The sequence below is a fragment of the Streptomyces sp. NPDC047315 genome (assembly GCF_040643215.1).
GTDB lineage: Bacteria > Actinomycetota > Actinomycetes > Streptomycetales > Streptomycetaceae > Streptomyces.
The window spans coordinates 1-18,506 of record NZ_JBEYTZ010000006.1; the positions used below are offsets into that span (position 1 = coordinate 1).

The window sequence follows — 18,506 nt, forward strand, 5'->3', positions numbered from 1 at the left end:
AGTGCTGTCGCGAGGGTTTCGAGTTCTGTCGTCACAAACAGATCAACGAGACCCTCGCTTCATGCGCACGAAGACTTCGGACTTACTCGTCTAGGGCTTGCGTGTCCGGAAGGTCCCGCGCGCTTCCCTGCGCCTTGGACGAAGCCGCCGTAGTCCTGCGGGAACGTTGGTCTCTGCAGCCAGGTGGTGGGTTTCTCGCGCAGTTCCCCGCGCCCCTGTCTCGCTGCCCCCGTCATCCATCTGCGGGCTGAGGCGAGTGCATTCAGGGGCGCGAGCGACCCACCAATCCGGGCACGGGCCAACGTACGGACGCGGCTGCGGCGGTGGTTGGTCGCGGTGGCGGTGGCGGTGGCGGTGGCGGTGGCGGTGGCGGTGGCGGTGGCGGTGGCGGAACGGTCGCAAACGCGGGCGGGGGCGGGGGCGGGAGGTCCGACCGCGTCGGGACCCTCCGCACCGTCACGCCGTTTCCGCCGTCCGGCGGTGCGAACTACCCTCCCCCGTATGGAAATCCTCGGAACCACCCTGCGCATCTGCGTCGACGACCTCGACGCCGCCACCGCCTTCTACGAGCGGCTCACCGGCAGCACCGCGCACCGCTTCGACCGGGGCGGGGTGTCGGCCGCCGCGGTCGGCTGCTTCCTGCTGATGTCCGGTCCGGCGGCGGAGTTGGAGGTGCTGCGCAAGGTGACCGCCACCATCGCGGTGAACGACGTGGAGGAGACGTACGCGAAGCTGTCCGCGGTGGGCGCGCAGGTGGTCGCGGGGCCGTTGGCCACGCCGGTGGGACGCAATCTGCTCGCCGTGCACCCCGACGGCTCCGTCTTCGAGTACGCGGACCGCAAGACGGCCTCCTGACTCGGGTCGGGACCGCCGCACCGCCAGCGGTCCCGACGGCGGGTCACGGCCCCGGGCGCATCCGGTACTCGTACGCGTCCGGGACCGGCTCCTCCGACAGCTCGGCCCACACCTCGTTGAGGGCCTCGGAGCCCTCCCGCAGGTCCGCCACCTCGAAGCCCGCGTCGAAGATCGCCCGGGCCTCCTCCCGGTGGCCCTCGGCGACCAACAGCCGGGCGTGGACCAGGCGGAAGCGTCCGCGTTCTTGGACCCGGGGGCGCAGCCGGGCCCACACGGAGCGGGCGTCCGCGGTACGGCCCACGGCGAGCAGCGCCTCGATCGCCTCCCGCCCCAGCGCAGCCGTCGCCGCGGTCCAGCCCTCCCCGTCGTCGCGGCGCTCCTGGCACAGGTCGTCGAAGGCGTCCAGCCAGCGCTCCGCCGCCCGCTCCGGGTGGCCCCCCTCCTGGTCGGCGACGGCGAGGCAGCGCAGCAGCGGCCAGCGGGACGGGGCGAGTTCGAGGCCGCGCTCCCAGCTGCGGACGGCCTGGGCCCGGTCGTCGGCATGCCACTGGGCGACGCCGAGGTGGTACTCGGTGAGCGGGTCGGCGGGCGCGGTCTCCAGCATGTCGCGCCAGGCCGGGGAGACCAGCGAGGGCCCCGGCGGGGCGACCCGGCGCGGCTGCGGCAGCGCGCCGCTGCTCAGCAGCTCGCGCCAGGGCGCCTGTTCCTCGCCGATGGTGGACTCGTCGAAGGGCGTGCCGGGGAGCTTCACGCCGGAGCGCAGCACTTCGAGCGCGCCCCAGCCGGAGCCGACGGCCAGGGTGCGGACCGGTTCGGCGTCGGCGCTGGGCCGCCAGGCGTCGTACGCGGCGTCCACCGCCGACCTGGGCAGCGCACGGGCGAGCTTCTGTTCCACCTCGGCCACGGCCGCGGCCCAGTTGTCGCCGTGCACGGTGCCCGCGTCGGCGGCCAGCGGACCGTAGGACTCCAGCCAGCTGAACTCCTCGCCCGCCTCCAGCCGTACGTGTTCCAACTGGGTGCGGGCCAGGCCCGCCTGGATCTCCGCGTATCCGACGGTGCCCGGCTCCGTCAGCCACTCCTGCCAGCGCCGGCCGCCGCGCCCCGAGCCCCACACGAAGAGCTTGCGACCGCGCAGCAGGTCGGTGGAGGTCTGGACGAGCCCGCGGCCGTCCTCGTCGAGGGAGGCGATCCACTTGCGGGCCGGGGCGGGCACTTCGTAGAAGTAGTCGCCGGGGAACTCGCTGCGCGGCGGGTACGTCCGGTCCACGTCGCGGAACTCGGGCACCGGCACCCGGCGCAGGGTGCGCTCGTAGCCGAAGTACCAGGCTTCGTCGGCGGGGGCGAGGACCCGGGTCCTCTCGTGTTCCTCGACGGCGATGTTGGACCACCAGTACACGGGCGCGGTCCGCTCGTGCGGATTGCGGATGCGCACGCCGACGTGGAGGAAGTCGGAGTCCGCCGGCAGCCACAGGTCGACCTGGAACGGTAGGTCGCGCAGCCGCTCCCACTCCCACAGCCGCACCATCTCGCCGCCGTCGGGCGCGGGCACCACGGCCGCGTGCACCGGGGCGCACGACAGGGTGGTGTGGCCCGTCGCGCCGACGTTCCACTCGATGCCGCCGGAGAACCAGGCGCCGTTGAGCGCGAAGTCCGCGGGCTGGAACACCGGGTTGACGTACAGGAGTTCGCGGCCGGTCGGCTTGTGGTACAGCGAGTGGATCCGACCGCCGAGTCCGGGCAGCACGGTGGCCCGCAGCCGGTCGTTCTCGATGACGATCGCGTCGAGGTCGGCGGGGGTGCGGTCGCGGCCGTAGCCGTCGAGTATCCGCACCGGCAGCAGGGTGCGCAGCGGTTCGTAGCCGATCTGCCGGGCCATGTCCCGCGGCAGGTCCCGCTTGGCGCGCTCGTCGAGGACGTGCACCTCGTCGAGCGGTCGGAGCGCGGGCAGCGGATTCGCCGGGCCCACGGGGGCCGCGGGCAGGGTCAGTACGGTACGCCGCACGGTGGTGGCCAAGGCAACCTCGCTTCGTTCGCGCCTTCTTCACGGGCCCGGTGCCCCGGGCCCCGGTGACCATGGAACAGGTTCCCGGCCGCGGCGAACAGGGCCCGCGCACGAACGGCTGCCGTCCGCGCGCGGCCTGCCGGGTCACTCGGTGAACGCGCCCACCACCAGGTCGGTGAGGAGGGCGGCGGCGCTGGCGTCCGGGTCGAGGTCGGGGTCGTAGATGGTGACGTTCATGCCGACGCAGCGCGGCGAGCGGACCAGGGCGCGCAGGACGGTGGCGGCCTCCTCGGGCAGCAGCCCGTGCGGATCCGGGGAGTCCACGGCCGGCATCACCTCCGGGTCGAGGGCGTCGGCGTCCAGGTGCACCCAGAAGCCGTCGAGCGCTTCGGTCTCCAGGCTGGTGACCACTCCGGCGACGGTCTCGGCCGTGCCCCAGCGGCGCAGTTCGCCCACCGTCAGCACCGGGATCTTCAGCTCGGCGAGCTCGACCAGGTCCTCGTCGCCGTCGCGGATGCCGATCAGCCGGACGTCCTCGTCGCGCAGGTAGGGGCCGAGCCCTTCCAGGTCGCTGAGGTCCTTTTGGCCGCGGCCGGTGGCGATGGCCAGCTCTTCGCCGCCGGCCGCGCCGACGGCGTCCGCGCCGGAGTTGCCGATGTGCCGGAAGTCGGCGGACGCGTCGACGGCGGCCAGGCCGTAGCGTCCCAGGCGGCGCAGCGCGAGCGAGGCGCCGAGTTGGATGGAGCAGTCCCCGCCGAGGACGAGCGGGAACGCACCGGTGCGCACGTGCTGTTCGATCCGGTCGGCGAGGCGGGGGGTGTACGCGGCGATCGCGGCTGCGTTGAAGACGCCGTCGCCCGGCTGCCACGTCCCGCGGTCGTAGCGCGGCGGCACGACGACCCCGCCTTCCAGGGCGCGCAGCCGCTGCACGATCCGCTGCTCGCGCAGGGCTCCGGCGAGCTTGTAGCAGCCGGGGACGGTGCCGGGGGCGGGGGGCCGCAGCCCGAGGTTGGAGGGCGCGTCGATCACCACGATGTCTCGCATGGCCCCATCCTCACCTCGGGGGCTGGCGCCTTCAACGGGGGTTCGCTCTGGGCCCAAGGGCGTCGCGCAGTTCGGTGGTGATCGCCCACCGTTCGTGGTCGCGCCACGCCCCGGCGATGTGGAGGAAGTCGGGTGAGTAGCCCTCAAGGCGGAAGCCGGCCCGCTTCACCAGGGCGACGGAGGCGGCGTTGCCGGGCTGGATGTTGGCCTCCAGTCGGTGCAGGGACATCGCAGGACCGAAGGCGTGGTCCATCACCAGCTCCAGCCCCTCCCCCAGCAGCCCGCGGCCGGCGGCGTGCGCGAACGCGCCGTAGCCGAGCGCCCCGCTGCGAAACGCTCCCCCGACGATGTTGTTGATGTTGACGAAGCCGGCGATCCGGCCGCCGTGCTGCTGCTCGCAGACGAGGAAGCCGGCCTTGTCGCCCTTGCCGCGGCCTTCGATGAGCTTCGTCGCGTACCGCCGGTACTCCTCAGGTCCCAGCGGCGGGTGGAGCCACGGGCGGTGCAGAGCGGTGCTGGCCCGGGCCGCCGCGCAGAACTCCGCGCCGTCGTCGAGCGTGAACGGACGGATGGCGACGCGGGCGCCGGCGGCGAGGTACGACATCGCGCCAGCCTCTCCGCGCGGCCCGGGCGCGTCAACCGGAGCCGGCGGGCGCGCCGAGCGGGCACGTCGGGCGGGTGCGTCAACCGGAACGGCGGCGGAAGAAGAGTCCGCCGCATAGCGCCCCGACCAGGAACATCAGCAGCAGGGCGAGGTAGAGCGGCATCGTGACGAGCGGAATGATCAGCCGGATCCGGACCTGCTCGGTGTTCTCGACCATGAAGACGATCGCGAGCACCACCAGCGCCACGACCAGCGTCCTGGCGGGGGTGAACCAGTCGGCGACGCGCCCCCGCCCGCTTCTGCGCACCCTCGGTGCTTCCTTGGGGCTCATGGCACCAGGATGGCCCGGGCCGGGCTGGCGGACCCCGGGGGCGGGGCCGTACGGGTGACGCGGCGGGCCCGTCACAAAGGGGGCTCGCCGAGCGAACCACCCACCGCACCCCGACGCTGTCTGACAAGCTGGCCCCTGTCAGCCGCTGATGCACCCGACCCAGGAGGCAGTGTGACGACCAACCGACGGCAGCGCCGACCCGTCGTGGTCCTGTACGAGCGGATCGCCGACGCGATCCACACGGGCGTCTATCCACCCGGCTCGACGCTGCCGTCCGAGCCGCGGCTCGCGGAGGAGTTCGGGGTCAGCCGGCCCGCCCTGCGCGAGGCTCTGCTGCTGCTCCAGGAAGACGGGCTGCTCACCGTGCGCAGGGGGGTGGGCCGTACGGTGAACGCCGCTCCGCCCCGGCGCGGCTACGAGCACCTCCAGCCGCTGGAGGAGCTGTTGGGGACGGGCGGAGCGCTACGGGTGCGACCGCTCGCCCGCGACGTGGAGGAGCCGACCGACTTCACCACCCAGCACCTGCACGCCGCGGCCGGCTCCGAGCTGCGGTTTTGGGAGTCCGCACTGGTGGCGGAGGGCACCGCGGCGGCGCTCAGCCAGGAGTGGGCGGCGCCGGACGACGTACTGGCGCGGACGCACCCGGCCTTCGCGACGGCCCTCCGCGCCCCCGGCGCGCCCGAGGGCTCCATGCTCTCGGTGCTGGCCGGCGCGTCCCGCGAGGTCTCCCTCACCGCGCACAGCGGGGTGACGGCAACCCTGCTCGGGCGACGCCGCGGCGATCAGCTCGGCCGCGCGCCGGACACCCCGGCGGTGCTGGTCACCCAGGTCGTACGGGTCGGGGACACCCCGGTGCTCGCGGCCAAGCACATGCTGCCGACCGGGTCGCCCGCGCTGCCCGTGCTCCAGTCGAACTGATGTGTCGCGTACACTCCCACTGCATGCACTTGTCTGACATCATCCGCGCACCCAAGGTGGTCCTGCACGACCACCTCGACGGCGGTCTGCGCCCCGCCACGATCATCGAGCTGGCCCGGGAGTGCGGATACGACGCGCTGCCGACCACGGACCCGGCGGCGCTCGCCGTCTGGTTCCGGGACGCCGCGGACTCCGGGTCCCTGGAGCGCTATCTGGAGACGTTCGCCCACACCTGCGCGGTGATGCAGACCCGCCAGGCGCTGGAGCGGGTCGCGGCCGAGTGCGCCGAGGACCTGGCCGCGGACGGCGTGGTGTACGCGGAGGTGCGCTACGCGCCGGAGCAGCACCAGGAGCGCGGGCTCAGCCTCGACGAGGTCGTCGACGCGGTGAACGCGGGCTTCCGCGAGGGCGAGCGCCGCGCCGGGGGCCGGATCGCGGTCCGCGCCCTGCTCACCGGCATGCGGCACACCGACCGCTCGCTGGAGATAGCGGAGCTGACCGTGGCTCACCGCGACCGGGGCGTCGCCGGCTTCGACATCGCGGGCGGCGAGATCGGCAACCCGCCGGCGCGGCACCTGCCGGCCTTCCGCCACCTCAAGCAGCACAACTGCCACTTCACGATCCACGCCGGTGAGGCGGTGGGCGCGGAGTCCATCCACGAAGCGGTGCAGGTGTGCGGCGCGGAGCGGATCGGTCACGGCGTGCGGATCACCGAGGACATCACGGTCCACGACGACGGCACCGCGACGCTGGGGCGGCTGGCGGCGTACGTCCGGGACAACCGCATCGCGCTGGAGGTCTGCCCGACGTCCAACCTCCAGACGGGCGCGGCGAAGGACTACGCCACGCACCCGCTGGACCTGCTGCGGCGGCTCGGCTTCCGGGTCACCCTGAACACGGACAACCGCTTGGTGTCGGGGACGTCCATGAGCGAGGAGTTCCGGCACATGGTGGAGGCGTTCGGGTACGGGGCGGTGGAGTTCGAGGAGATGACGGTGGCGGCGGCGAAGGCGTCGTTCTTGCCACTGCCGGAGCGTCAGCGGCTGATCGAGGGCGTGATCCTCCCGGCGTACGCCGCGCTGCGCGCCTGAGGCGGCGCGGCTGGCGGTGGGCGCGCGCGCCGTTCCCCCTGCGGAGTGCGCTTGCCGCTGCGGCCCGTGGTGGGTTGCTCGCGCAGTTCCGCGCCCCCTGGCATGCCCGCCGTGGCCCTGACGGGTGTGTTTTCCTCTGCGGGCAGTGGTGGGCTGTTCGCGCAGTTCCCCGCGCCCCTCATGTGCCTGGGCCCGTCGTTTGTCCTCGGGACGCGAGCAACCCACCACGGGCCGCGGAGGGCAGCGCCCTAGTAGGTGAGCGCGGGGGAATCCAGGGTTAGGGTCGCGGCCGTCGCGTTCAGGTCGGCCCGCACTCCCAGCGGGACCGTCACGTTCGTCTCCCCGTGGCCGAAGCCGAACTCCTCCACCACCGGGACGCCCAAGCCGCCCAGCCGGTCCAAGAAGAGCTCGCGCAGGGCGGCGTACGGGCCGCAGCCCGCCCAGGAGCCGAGGACGACGCCCGCGACGCCGTCCAGCCAGCCGCTGCGCAGCAGCTGGGTGAGGATGCGGTCCAGGCGGTAGTCCTCTTCCTCCACGTCCTCCAGCAGGAGCAGCCCGCCGCGCGCCGACGGCCGGGCGTGCGGGGTCCCGAGGTCCGCCGCGAGCAGGCTGGCGCAGCCGCCGAGCGTGACGCCCGAAGCCCGGCCCGGCACCAGCGTGCGGGCCGTCGGCCCACCCAGGGCGAGTTGGGTCTCCGGGTCGAAGAGGGTCGCCCGCAGCGCCTCCCGCGACGCCTGGTCCGTGGTGAAGTTCGCGGTGCCCGGCATCGGCGCGTGCAGCGTCGAGAAGCCGGCCCGTACGGCGAAAGCCTCGTGCAACGCCGTGACGTCGCTGTACCCGACGAAGACCTTCGGACCGGCCGCCCGGATCGCGGCCCAGTCGACCAGGTCGACCATGCGCTGCGCGCCGTAGCCGCCGCGGGCGCAGAACACGGCCGCGTACGACGGATCGCACCACGCCGCCGTCAGGTCGCGCGCACGCTCCTCGTCCCCCGCGGCGAGGTAGCCGAAGCGCGGGTGCGCGCCGAGGACGTGCGGCAGGACGACGGGGTCGAGACCCCATCCGCGCATCAGGTGCAGGCCGCGGTCGAGGGCGTCCGCGGCGACGGGCCCGCTGGGGGCGACGACCGCGACCCGGTCACCGACCCGCAGCCGCCGCGCCCGCACGAGCGGAGCAACAGCGGCAGGAACCGGGGCCGGGGCCGGCTCCCGCACCCCCACCACGTCCGTCACGACTCCAGCTCCAGCGCCGGCACGTCCGTGCGCTCGATCCCGAACGCCCCCGCGTACAACGCCAACTCCGCCTCCAGCGCGCGCACCATCGTCTCCGCCTTCCGGAAGCCGTGCCCCTCGCCCTCGAAGGTCAGGTACGCGTGCGGAATGCCGCGCTCCGTGGCCAGCGCCCGCAGCCGTTCGCTCTGCACCGGCGGGCAGATCGCGTCGTCCAGCCCCTGGAGCAGCAGGAAGGGCGCCACCATGCGCTCCACGTGGTGCAGCGGCGTGCGTTCGCGGTAGCGGTCGGGGACCTCGTCGAGCGGTCCGATCAGCGAGTGCAGATAGCGGGACTCGAAGTCGTGCGTCTCGCCGGTGGCCCACCCCATGAGGTCGAGCACCGGATAGATGATGGTGCCGCATGCGTACGGATAGACGTCGGGCCTGGTCAGCGAGGCCGCCGCGGTCCAGCCGCCGGCGCTGCCGCCGCGCACCGCGATGCGGTCGGGGTCGGCCGCGCCCTCCTCGGCGAGCGCCCGGGCCACCGCCGCGCAGTCCGCCACGTCCACCACGCCCCACTGCCCGCGCAGCCGGTTGCGGTACTCCCGCCCGTAGCCGGTGGAGCCGCCGTAGTTGACCTCGGCCACCCCGATGCCGCGCGAGGTGAAGTAGGCCACCTCCAGGTCCAGCGCCAGCGGGAACCGTCCGGTGGGGCCGCCGTGCGCCCAGATCACGAGGGGCGGCAGCTCGTCGTCGGGACCGGTGCGCCCGGGGTGGTGGGGCGGGTACACCTGGGCGTGGATCTCCCGGCCGTCGGGCCCGGTGAAGGTGCGCACCGAGGGTCGCGGATAGTACGCGGGGTCGACCGGATCCCGGTGCGCGGCGCCCACGACCCGGGTGTGACCGGTGCGGGTGTCCAGTTCGACGACCTCGTAGCCGCCGCTCGGTCCGGCGGCCACCCCCACGACCCGCTCCCCCAGGGGGACCAGGTCCGACGTCCACTCGGTCCACGGTCCGACGGCGTCGACGAGTTCGCCGCGCTCGGGGTCGAGCACGCCGAGCGCGGTGGTGCCGCGGCCGTGGACGACCGCGATCAGCCCGTCGTCCAGCGGGCACAGCCACCGCTGGCCCACCTTCCACAGCGGGCCGCCGAACTCCTCGTTGCGCCCCGGGCAGAGCGCGGTGCCCTCGGCGTTAGCCGCCGGCCGCCGGCGGTACGGCTGCCACCAGCCGGCGGCGTCGCTGACGTACAGCAGCGAGCCGTCCGGCGCCCAGTCGACCTGGCAGACCGACTCGTCCGACCCGCCGGCCACCGTCCGCACGTCGACGATCCGGCCGTCGTCCGTGACGTCGCCGAGGAGCACCTCGGTGCCGTCCCAGGGCATCCGCGGGTGGTCCCAGACGATCCGGGCGGCGTGCCGCCCGTCCGGGGAGAGCCGCAGTCCGGTGGTGAAGCGGTGCCGGTCGTCGGTCAGTTCCCGTACGGCGGCACGGTCGTCGGCGGCCGAGCCGTCGAGCGGCACGGCGGCGACCACCCGGCGCACGTCGGTGGGCGCTTCGCCGGTGAACTCCTCCAGTACGCACCACACCTCGCCGTGCTCCGCCCGAAGCTGCGGATCGGCCCACCGCAGCCCCTCCCCCACGGTGGAGAGCGGGGTCAGGGGGCGCGGCGGGGCGTCGGGCCGATCGGGCTCGTACGCGTACAGGCGCTGGTCGGGGAAGTGCACGAAGACGACGAGCGCGGTGCCGTCGGGGCGCACCATCCCGGCCCAGGGGTGGCCGCCGTACTCGACGACCCGGCTGCGGACGTTCCACGGCGCGGGCAGGGCGGACTCCTCGCGGCCGTCCGGGCGCCGGCGCACCAGGGTGCGTCGGCCCGCTTCGGCGGGGCGCGGCGCGGTCCACCAGACCTCTTCGCCGACCGTGCCGAGGAATTCGGGGCGTCCGTCGTGCAGCGCGGCGAGGTCCGCGCCGATCGGGGACGGCCAGGTGCCGTACGCCGCCGTGACCGTGTCCGTGGTGGTCGTCATGCCGGGCTCCTTCAGGCCGACCGCAGGTAGTGGTCCAGGACGTCGACGCCGAAGTGCAGGGCCTCCACGGGCACCCGCTCGTCGACGCCGTGGAACATGGCCGAGTAGTCGTAGCCCTCGGGCAGCTTCAGCGGCGAGAAGCCGTAGCCGGTGATGCCGAGGCGGGAGAACTGCTTGGCGTCCGTGCCGCCGGCCATGCAGTACGGCACGACGTGGCCGGTCGGGTCGAAGCGTTCGACAGCGGCCCGCAGCTTGGCGAAGGTCGGCGAGTCGACCGGCGCCTGGAGCGGCACTTCCCGGTGGTGGAACTCCCATTCCACGTCGGGCCCGGTGAGCCGGTCCATCGTGGCGTGGAACTCGTCCTCGCCGCCCGGCAGCATCCGGCCGTCGACGAAGGCCGTGGCGTGCCCCGGGATCACGTTCACCTTGTACCCGGCGTCCAGCATCGTCGGGTTGGCGCTGTTGCGGACGGTGGGCTCCACCAGTTCGGCGGCGCGGCCGAGCTTGGCGATCAGCCCGTCGGCGTCGAAGTCCTCGGCGTACGGGTCGGCGTCGATCCCGTGCAGCCGGCCCAGTTCGGCGAGCGCGGCGCGCACCGTCGGGGTGAGCCGCAGCGGCCACTCGTGCTCGCCGATCCGGGCGACGGCCGCGGCGAGCCGGCTGACCGCGTTGGCACGGTTGACCTTGGAGCCGTGCCCGGCGGTGCCGTGAGCGGTGAGTTTCAGCCAGGCGGTGCCGCGCTCGCCGGCGGCGATCGGGTAGAGCGTCATCCCCGGCCCGGCGTGGAAGCTGTACGCCCCGGACTCGCTGATGCCCTCCGTGCAGCCTTCGAAGAGCTCGGGGTGGTGGTCGGCGAGGAAGCCGGAGCCGTCCTCGGCGCTGGCCTCCTCGTCGGCGGTGAAGGCGACGACGACGTCCCGGCGCGGGCGGACGCCGGCGCGCGCCCAGGCCCCGACGACGGCGAGGACCATCGCGTCCATGTTCTTCATGTCGACGGCGCCCCGGCCCCACACGACCCCGTCGCGCACCTCGCCGGAGAAGGGGTGCACGCTCCAGTCGGCGGCTTCGGCCGGGACGACGTCCAGGTGTCCGTGGACGAGGAGTGCGTCGGCGGTCGGGTCGGTGCCGGGGATGCGGGCGACGACGTTGGTGCGGCCGGGGGTGCGCTCCAGCAGGGTGGGCTCCAGGCCGGCGGCGGCCAGCCGCTCGGCCGCGTACTCGGCCGCCGGCCGCTCGCGGCAGTCGCCGCCGCCGCGGTTGGTGGTGTCGATGCGGATCAGGTCGGAGGTGAAGGCGACCACCTCGTCCCGCGCCTGCGCGTCGATCGGTGACCCGGTGTCCGCCGGGACGCCCGTGGGGATCGTCGACTCAGCCATACTGTTCCTCCATCGCCGCCGAGACGACGGTCGTGACCGCCTTGAAGGCGCGGATCGCCTCGTACATGGTGTCGCTGGTGTACGCGACCTTGCGTTCCCCGCTCGGCTGCACGCCGGGCACCACCGTGGCCGAGCCGGCCAGGTGCTCCGCGTCGAACTCCAACTCCACGGTGAACGGGCCGGCGGCGGCCGGCTCGTGCCGGACGGCCAGCGCGGTCGCCTCCTTCGCCGCCGCCCTGATGTCGGCCGCGGTACGGGTGGGGGTGCGGCACACCGCCGCGTAGCGGGACACGTGGTCCTTCACCGCGACCTTGCGGGCGGCGGGCGCGTAGCCGTCGGCGTCCACGCAGGTCAGGTCGTCGCCGGTGACGAGGACGACGGGGACGCCGTACTCGGCGACGACGTGCGCGTTCAGCCAGCCCTCGCTCGCCCGGTCGCCGTTCAGCCACACCCCGGTGATGGAGTTCGCGAGGTAGGTGTGGGCGAGGACGCCCTCGGTGCCCGCGCCCGTGTGGTAGCCGACGAAGGCGATCCCGTCGACGTCACCGTGTTGGACGCCCTCCACCATCGCCAGGGCCTTGTGCCGCCCGGTGAGCATCTGGACCCGCTCGTCGAGCCGTTCCAGCAGCAGGTTGCGCTGCGTCCAGTGCGCCTCGTTGACCAGCACCTCGTCCGCGCCGCCGTCGAAGAACCCGAGGGCCGCGGCGTTCACGTCGGAGGTGAACATCGACCGGCACCGCTCCCACTGGGGGGTGCCCGGCAGCACGTCCGCCGGCCAGGTGACTCCCGTGGCGCCTTCCATGTCGGCGCTGATGAGGATCTTCATGGCTCAATCTAACCGCACCGGGTCAAGGGGCGGCCGGTGCGGAGGGGGGTGCGGTGGGCGGTCAGCCCGTACGGCCGACGACCGACCACTTCGAGGGCAGCTCTATGCGCGAGCCGTCCTTCTCGTACTCGGTCGTCGTCAGCGGCAGGTCGCCGCCGGCGAGGACGGTGAGGCCCGCGGCCTCGAAGAGGTCGACGGCGTCGGAGTCGGAGACGGCGCCCGGCACGATGCCGTGCTTGAAGACGGGCTGGAGCTTGGGCGGCGGGCCGGAGGGCTCCTGGGCCAGGTGGGCCAAGCGCGCGCCGGCGGCCTCGGCCAGTTCGAAGACGAAGGCGCGGCCCCGGGCGCCGATGAGGACGGCGATCGTCTCGACGAGCGGGCGGCGGTCCTTGGTGTCGGCCTGGTGGAGCACGCCCCGCATGTAGACGTTGCAGTCGCCGAGCTCCTCGTGGAGTTCGGCGATCGCGTCCTTGTCGACGACGTCGACACGGCGGAAGGAGATCTCGCCGGAGGGCGGCTCGGCTTCGGCGGCGACGGCGGCTCTGGCCAGGTCGATCGCGGCGGCCGACAGATCGAGGCCGATCACCCGCGGGAAGCGGTCGGCGAGGTAGCGCGTCTGGGTGCCGTTGCCGCAGCCGAGGTCGAGGAGGGGCAGGCCGGGGGCGTCCACGAGCGGTTCGTACAGCGCCAGGTGCAGCCCCGCGGTGAGGGCGGGGTCGGCGTCCCAGATCACCTCGCCCGGCTCGTCGCCGCTGACCTCGCTCCAGAACCCTTCCCAGGCGTCCTTGTACCGGCTCGTGACGGTCATCAACAGCTCCCCAGGTCAAAGTCGTGACGTCAAGATCGGTGTATCGCGCTGGGGTTGTCACGGCAAGTGCACAGACGGCACCTTCGTACGAATTCGCCGGACACGGCCCCCTTGCCGGCGACGGCAGCACCGGTGCCGGCCACCGGACTCGGTCGGACGCGTTAGCGCCGGCCGGGCTTCAGACCGACCTCGAACCAGACGGTCTTGCCGTCGCCGGTGCGGCTGGTGCCCCACTCCCGGGCCAGCGAGCTGACCACCCGCAGGCCCCGGCCGAATTCGTCGTCGGGGCCCGCGTCCAACAGGGTGGGGAGGGTCTGGTCCTCGTCGAAGACCTCGCAGAGCAACGTTTTGGCACGGACCAGTCGCAGCTCGGCGCGGCGGCCGGCCGCGTGCCGCACGGCGTTGGCGACGACCTCTCCGACGAGCAGCTCCACGGTGTCGCCGACGGCGTGCTCGCCCCAGTGCCGCAGCTGTCCGCGCACCAGACGGCGGGCCCGGGCCGCCTCGCGCGGCTCCAGGGACAGCTCCCAGGTGGCGACGGACTCGGCCGGGATGCCGTTGAGCCGGGCCATCAGCAGGGCCACGTCGTCCTTGCGTCCGCCGCGGGTGTTCAGCGCGCGGATGATGGTGTCGCAGGCGGCGTCCATGGACGCGGCGGGGTGCGCGGCGGACTCGCACAGCGCGGCGAGGCCGACGCCGATGTCCTCACCGCGCACCTCCACCAGCCCGTCGGTGCACATCACGAGCCGGTCGCCGGGCGCCACCCGCACCCGTCGGCTCTCGAAGGGCACTCCGCCGACGCCGATGGGTGCGCCCGTCGGCAGGTCGAGGAGTTCGCTGCGGCCGTCGGCGGCCCGGACCAGGACGGGCGGCACGTGGCCGGCGTTGGCGATGACCAGGTCGTGGCCGATCGGGTCGTACACGGCGTACAGACAGGTCGCCAGGTACTTCTCGCCGAGGCGCTGGGCGAGGTCGTCGAGGTTGCGCAGCAGTTGGGCGGGCGGCAGGTCGAGGGCGGCCATGGTCTGCACGGCGGTGCGGAGCTGGCCCATCATCGCGGCCGAGTTCAGTCCGTGGCCCATCACGTCGCCGACGACGAGCGCGACCCGGGAGCCGGGCAGCTTCACGGTGTCGAACCAGTCGCCGCCGACGCGGCCGAGCCGGGTGCCGGGGAGGTAGCGGGTGGCGGTGTCGCAGCCGGCCATCTCCGGTGTGACCTGCGGAAGCATCGAGTCCTGGAGGGTCTCGGCGACGTTCTCCTGGTGGGTGTACATCCGGGCGTTGTCGAGTACGAGGCCTGCGCGGGCGGCGAGTTCGGCGCCGGTGACCCGGTCCATGTCGTTGAAGACCGGTCTTTCGGGGTGGCGCAGCAGGATCATGAAGCCGAGCACCACGTTGCGCGCCTTGAGCGGGACCACCAGCATCGACCGGCCGTTGATCAGCGGTCGGATGTCGCGCTTTTCGAACTGCGAGGCGATGGCGGTGCCCATCTCCTCGCTGATGCGGGGCACCAGCACGGGCGAACCGCTGGTCATGCACTGGAAGAACGGGGTGTGTTCGGGGAACGGCATGGACTCGCCGACCGGCACCACGTCGTCCCAGCGGCCCGGCTCGTCGACGTGCTCCACGGCGACCCGGTGCCACAGGGTGGTGGCGTCGGGCGGGCCGTCCGGGAACCCCTCGCCGGCGACGACCTGTTCGCGCAGATAGGTGCCGGCCACGTCGGTGAAGCGCGGCACGACGGCCGCGCTGACCTCCTCGATGGTGCGGGCGAGGTCCAGGGACGAGCCGATGCAGCCGCTGACTTCGTTGAGGAACTCCAGCCGTTCGCGTACGGCGGCGTATTCGAGGTCGTCATCGAGGCCGGCGCGGTCCACGGGCTGGCCGGCGGCCACGGCTTCTTGGGCGGCGCGCCGACGGGCCCGGCGCTCGGCGTACCGCGCGACGCCCCAGTCGGCGGTGACGGGCACCCGTTCCCGGTGGCTGAGTTCCAGGACGGGATAGCCGAGTTCGATGACCTGGTCGACGATCCGGGTCGCCTCCTGGACGCTCGTGCTCGGCAGGATCTCGGGGAGGCGGCGGACGAGTTCGTCGACGTCGGGGAAGTCGTCGGGGAGTCCGAACGCGGGGGTGACGCGGGCGCCGTCCCCGGCGGCGAGGTCGAAGTCCTCTTCGGGATGCGCGCCCTCCTCGTCCGCGACGGTGAGTTGGGCCGCGTCGGCGGCGAGGACCAGCAGTCGTGCGCGGCCGGTGCCGGCAAGGGGGTAGGCCCACCACAGGACGTCGGCCCGGGTCCGGCCGGGGGCGGGGACGCGGGCGCGGCCCGCCGTGGGGTAGGCGCTGCGGCCCCGGAGCGCGGGCCCGAGGCCGGGTCCGATGCCGTCGCGCTCGTGGGCTTCGTGGTCGCGGGCCGCGAGTTCGTCGGCGTCGCCACCGAGGCCGAGGTCCGCCCCGTCGCCGAAGTCGGCGGCGGCGTTGTCGTCGGCGTCGGCGTTGTCGTCGGCGTTGTCGTCGGCGTTGTCGTCGGGATCGACGCCGACGGGTGCGGAGACGGCGGGCGGGCCGGGGACCGGGAGCAGGTCCGTCGCGCTGCGTCCCACCGCCTCCTCCCGGGCGGTACCGAACAGCCGCCGGGCGCCGGTCGACCAGTGCGAGACCAGGCCGTCGCCGTCCACGACGATCACGGCAAGCGGAATCCGGCCGGCCGCGGCGAACTGCCGCGGCGCTCTCGGCGGAACGCCACTGTCCATGGGTGGAGGGCTCCTTCCCCGCCGCGGGGCTGCGCGGCTGTCACCACCGTACGGGGCGCGGCACTCCGTGTGTGGCGCAACAGCCGAATAGGTCGTGCGCCGGCGCAAATCGGGTGGTGATTCCGCCCGTGGGCGGCGTGCGCGCCCCGTCGTCACGGTGGAGGGGGTCGGTTGCGGTGGTCAGTCCTCGTGTCCCAGCAGGAGGTCGCGTTCGGTCCGACCGCCGCCGGCGACCTGGAGGACGGTCGCGACGGGCGGGTAGCCGGCCGCGATGACGGTGTACTCGCCCGACGACAGGTCGACGAAACGGAACGTGCCGTCGGCCCCGGTGGTGAGGGTGTCGACCACGTTGCCCGCGGCGTCCAGGAGGGTGACACGGGCGTCCTCCACGGCCCGGCCGCCCCCGGCGCGCACGGTGCCGCGCAGCACCGCGCCGCCGGCGAGTTCGATGTCCTGCCGGGTCTCCCGGGACGCCTGCACGCTCACCGGCAGGGCGGCGGGCCTGAAGGCGGGGGCGCTCGCGGCCAGGGTGTACTCCCCCGCGACGAGTTCGGTCATCACGTAGCCGCCCTCGCGTCCGCTGCGCGCGGTGGCGACCACGTCGCCGCGCACGTCGGTGAGGGTGACGGTGGCGTCGCGCACCGGCAGGCCGTCGGCGGTGAGCACCGAGCCCGCGAGCCGGCCGGCGCCGCCGAGGACGACGTCGAGTTCGACGGGGCGCTCCCCCACGGTGACGGCGACGGCCTGGGGTTGGTGGCCGCCGGCCGCCGCGATCATCACGTACGCGCCCGGCCCCGGCACGCTCAGCGCGTACCGACCGTCCTCGCCGCTGGCGCCGCGGCCGATCTGCTGCCCGCGGACGTCGATGAGGGTGAGTGCGGCGCGGGGCACGGTCGTGCCGTCGTGGTGGAGCACCGCGCCGCAGACCGGGACGCCGAAGACGGGCGCGGGCGCGCTGCGGGCCGGTGGCACGGAGCCGGCCGGCGCGGCTCCGCCGGCGTACGCGGAGGTGTCGATGGCCTCGGCGGTCGGGACGTTCTGGGACACCAGTGGTTTCTCCTTGAGAAGGAAGGCGAGGAAGAGGCCGAGCAGGAGCACGGGCACGAGGAAGAGGAAGATCCTCGGCATGGCGTCGGCGTACGCGTGCACGTAGGCGTCGCGGACGTCGGGCGGGAGCGTGTGGACGATCTGCGGGGTGATGGACTCCGGGTCCAGGCCCCCGGGGAGCCCGGCGCCTTCGGGCAGCCGGTCGGCGAGCGCGTCGGCGAGCCGCTGGGCGAAGAGGGTGCCGAAGACGGCCGCGCCGACGCTACCGCCGATCTGTCGGAAGTAGTTGTTGGCGCTGGTGGCGGTGCCGAGGTCGGCGGGGGGCACGGAGTTCTGGACGGCGAGGATCAGCACGGGCAGCACCAGTCCGATGCCGACGCCGAGGACGGCCTGCCAGGTGCTGTACTCCAACCGGGACGTGTCCGTCTCCATGCGGGACAGCAGCCACATGCCGATCGCCGAGAGCAGGCCGCCGAGGATGGGGTAGATGCGGTAGCGGCCGGTGCGGCTGATGAGTTGGCCGGAGACGACGGAGGCGATGACGACGCCGGCCATCATCGGCAGCATCAGGAGCCCGGACTCGGTGGCGCTGGCGCCGTCGACCATCTGGAGGAAGGTGGGCAGATAGCTGGCCGCGCCGAACAGGGCGACGCCGACGACGGCCCCGATGAGTCCGGAGACGTTGAAGACGGAGTCACGGAAGAGCCGTAGCGGAATGAGGGGTTCGGCGGCGTGGGCCTCGACGACGAGGAAGAGCAGGGCCGTGACCGCGGCGCCGGCGGCGAGCCCCAAGATGGTGCCGGAGCCCCAGGCGTACTCGGTCCCGCCCCAACTGGTCAGCAGCACCAGACAGGTGGAGGAGGCGGCGAGCAGCAGCACGCCGAGGACGTCGAGGCGGGCCCGGGCGGTGGGCTTGGGGAGCTTGAGGACCAGGCTGACCACGAGCAGGGTGACCAGGCCGAACGGCACGTTGAAGTAGAAGCACCAGCGCCAGGAGACGTGGTCGGTGAAGAAGCCGCCGAGCAGCGGCCCCGCCACGGAAGCGAGGCCGAAGGCGGCGCCGATCAGCCCCATGAAGCGTCCGCGGTCGCGGGCGGGGACGATGTCCGCGATGATCGCCTGGACCCCGATCATCAGGCCGCCGGCGCCCACGCCCTGGAGGGCGCGGAAGGCGATGAGCTGGTCCATGGTGCGCGACCAACCGGCGAGGGCGGAGCCGATGACGAAGACGACGATGGCGAACTGGAAGACGCCCTTGCGGCCGAGGAGGTCGCCGAGCTTGCCGTAGATCGGCAGGCCGATGGTGGAGGTGAGGAGGTACGCGGTGATCGCCCAGGACATCCGGTCCAGGCCCTGGAGCTCGCCGACGATCTTCGGCAGGGCGGTGGCGACGATCATCTGCTCCAGCGCGGCCAGCAGCAGCGCGAGCATCAGGGCGAGGAAGACCAGGCGGACCCGGCGGGGGCTCAGCTCCTGATCCGGCGGGGGCGGGGGCCCGGGCGAGCGGGGGCCGCCGCGGTCCGGCGGTGCGGCCTGCTCGTCCTTCACCAAAGTGATGCCGCCCACGTGTCCGCTCCCCTTCGTCAACCCCGTCGATTCCCTCGCGCGGCCCT

14 protein-coding genes are annotated in these 18,506 nt (G+C 73.6%); 3 read left to right on the forward strand and 11 right to left on the reverse strand.

The features are described from left to right. Positions 1 to 501 precede the first annotated feature (501 nt). The gene (locus ABZ842_RS07960) at positions 502 to 855 is read left to right on the forward strand and encodes a VOC family protein (protein ID WP_361533519.1); all 354 of its coding nucleotides are present in this window, start codon (positions 502 to 504) and stop codon (positions 853 to 855) included. Positions 856 to 898: 43 nt separating this feature from the next. On the opposite strand, the gene ABZ842_RS07965 is transcribed toward ABZ842_RS07960, so the two are convergent. From ABZ842_RS07965 to ABZ842_RS07980, 4 genes are all read right to left on the reverse strand, one after another. Next, positions 899 to 2,869 carry a DUF5107 domain-containing protein gene (locus ABZ842_RS07965; RefSeq protein ID WP_361533522.1) on the reverse strand — a complete coding sequence of 657 codons (1,971 nt, stop codon included), beginning with the start codon at positions 2,867 to 2,869 and terminating at the stop codon, positions 899 to 901. A gap of 132 nt (positions 2,870 to 3,001) precedes the next feature. Next, a complete protein-coding gene (locus ABZ842_RS07970; RefSeq protein ID WP_361533525.1) occupies positions 3,002 to 3,901 on the reverse strand; it encodes an arginase family protein in 900 nt (299 codons plus the stop codon). Between the two features lie 31 nt (positions 3,902 to 3,932). Further along, entirely contained in the window at positions 3,933 to 4,505 is a 573-nt protein-coding gene (locus ABZ842_RS07975) for a GNAT family protein (RefSeq protein WP_361533528.1), read from the reverse strand. 79 nt (positions 4,506 to 4,584) lie between these two features. Continuing rightward, positions 4,585 to 4,836: a lipopolysaccharide assembly protein LapA domain-containing protein gene (locus ABZ842_RS07980; protein ID WP_361533531.1), complete on the reverse strand. Its 252-nt coding sequence runs from the start codon at positions 4,834 to 4,836 to the stop codon at positions 4,585 to 4,587. Positions 4,837 to 5,007: 171 nt separating this feature from the next. Here ABZ842_RS07980 and ABZ842_RS07985 point away from each other — a divergent pair, with 171 nt between their 5' ends. After that, positions 5,008 to 5,754 (forward strand): GntR family transcriptional regulator, encoded by a 747-nt coding sequence (locus ABZ842_RS07985; RefSeq protein WP_361533534.1) that lies wholly within the window; start codon positions 5,008 to 5,010, stop codon positions 5,752 to 5,754. Positions 5,755 to 5,777: 23 nt separating this feature from the next. Next, positions 5,778 to 6,845: an adenosine deaminase gene (locus ABZ842_RS07990; RefSeq protein WP_361533537.1), complete on the forward strand. Its 1,068-nt coding sequence runs from the start codon at positions 5,778 to 5,780 to the stop codon at positions 6,843 to 6,845. A 248-nt stretch (positions 6,846 to 7,093) separates the two neighbouring features. On the opposite strand, the gene ABZ842_RS07995 is transcribed toward ABZ842_RS07990, so the two are convergent. From ABZ842_RS07995 to ABZ842_RS08025, 7 genes are all read right to left on the reverse strand, one after another. After that, positions 7,094 to 8,077 (reverse strand): LD-carboxypeptidase, encoded by a 984-nt coding sequence (locus ABZ842_RS07995; RefSeq protein ID WP_361533540.1) that lies wholly within the window; start codon positions 8,075 to 8,077, stop codon positions 7,094 to 7,096. Further along, positions 8,074 to 10,086: a prolyl oligopeptidase family serine peptidase gene (locus tag ABZ842_RS08000; RefSeq protein ID WP_361533543.1), complete on the reverse strand. Its 2,013-nt coding sequence runs from the start codon at positions 10,084 to 10,086 to the stop codon at positions 8,074 to 8,076. Before ABZ842_RS08000 ends, ABZ842_RS07995 begins: the two co-directional genes overlap by 4 nt. Before the next feature lie 11 nt (positions 10,087 to 10,097). Then, positions 10,098 to 11,462, reverse strand: a complete 1,365-nt coding sequence (locus ABZ842_RS08005; RefSeq protein ID WP_361533546.1) for a M20/M25/M40 family metallo-hydrolase — start codon at positions 11,460 to 11,462, stop codon at positions 10,098 to 10,100. After that, entirely contained in the window at positions 11,455 to 12,288 is an 834-nt protein-coding gene (locus tag ABZ842_RS08010) for a M55 family metallopeptidase (RefSeq protein WP_361533549.1), read from the reverse strand. Before ABZ842_RS08010 ends, ABZ842_RS08005 begins: the two co-directional genes overlap by 8 nt. Before the next feature lie 61 nt (positions 12,289 to 12,349). Further along, on the reverse strand, positions 12,350 to 13,096 hold the full coding sequence (locus ABZ842_RS08015; RefSeq protein ID WP_361533552.1) for a class I SAM-dependent methyltransferase: 747 nt from the start codon (positions 13,094 to 13,096) through the stop codon (positions 12,350 to 12,352). 161 nt (positions 13,097 to 13,257) lie between these two features. Next, a complete protein-coding gene (locus tag ABZ842_RS08020; protein WP_361533555.1) occupies positions 13,258 to 15,846 on the reverse strand; it encodes a SpoIIE family protein phosphatase in 2,589 nt (862 codons plus the stop codon). Between the two features lie 180 nt (positions 15,847 to 16,026). Continuing rightward, positions 16,027 to 18,459 (reverse strand): MFS transporter, encoded by a 2,433-nt coding sequence (locus ABZ842_RS08025; RefSeq protein ID WP_361533558.1) that lies wholly within the window; start codon positions 18,457 to 18,459, stop codon positions 16,027 to 16,029. Positions 18,460 to 18,506: the final 47 nt, after the last annotated feature.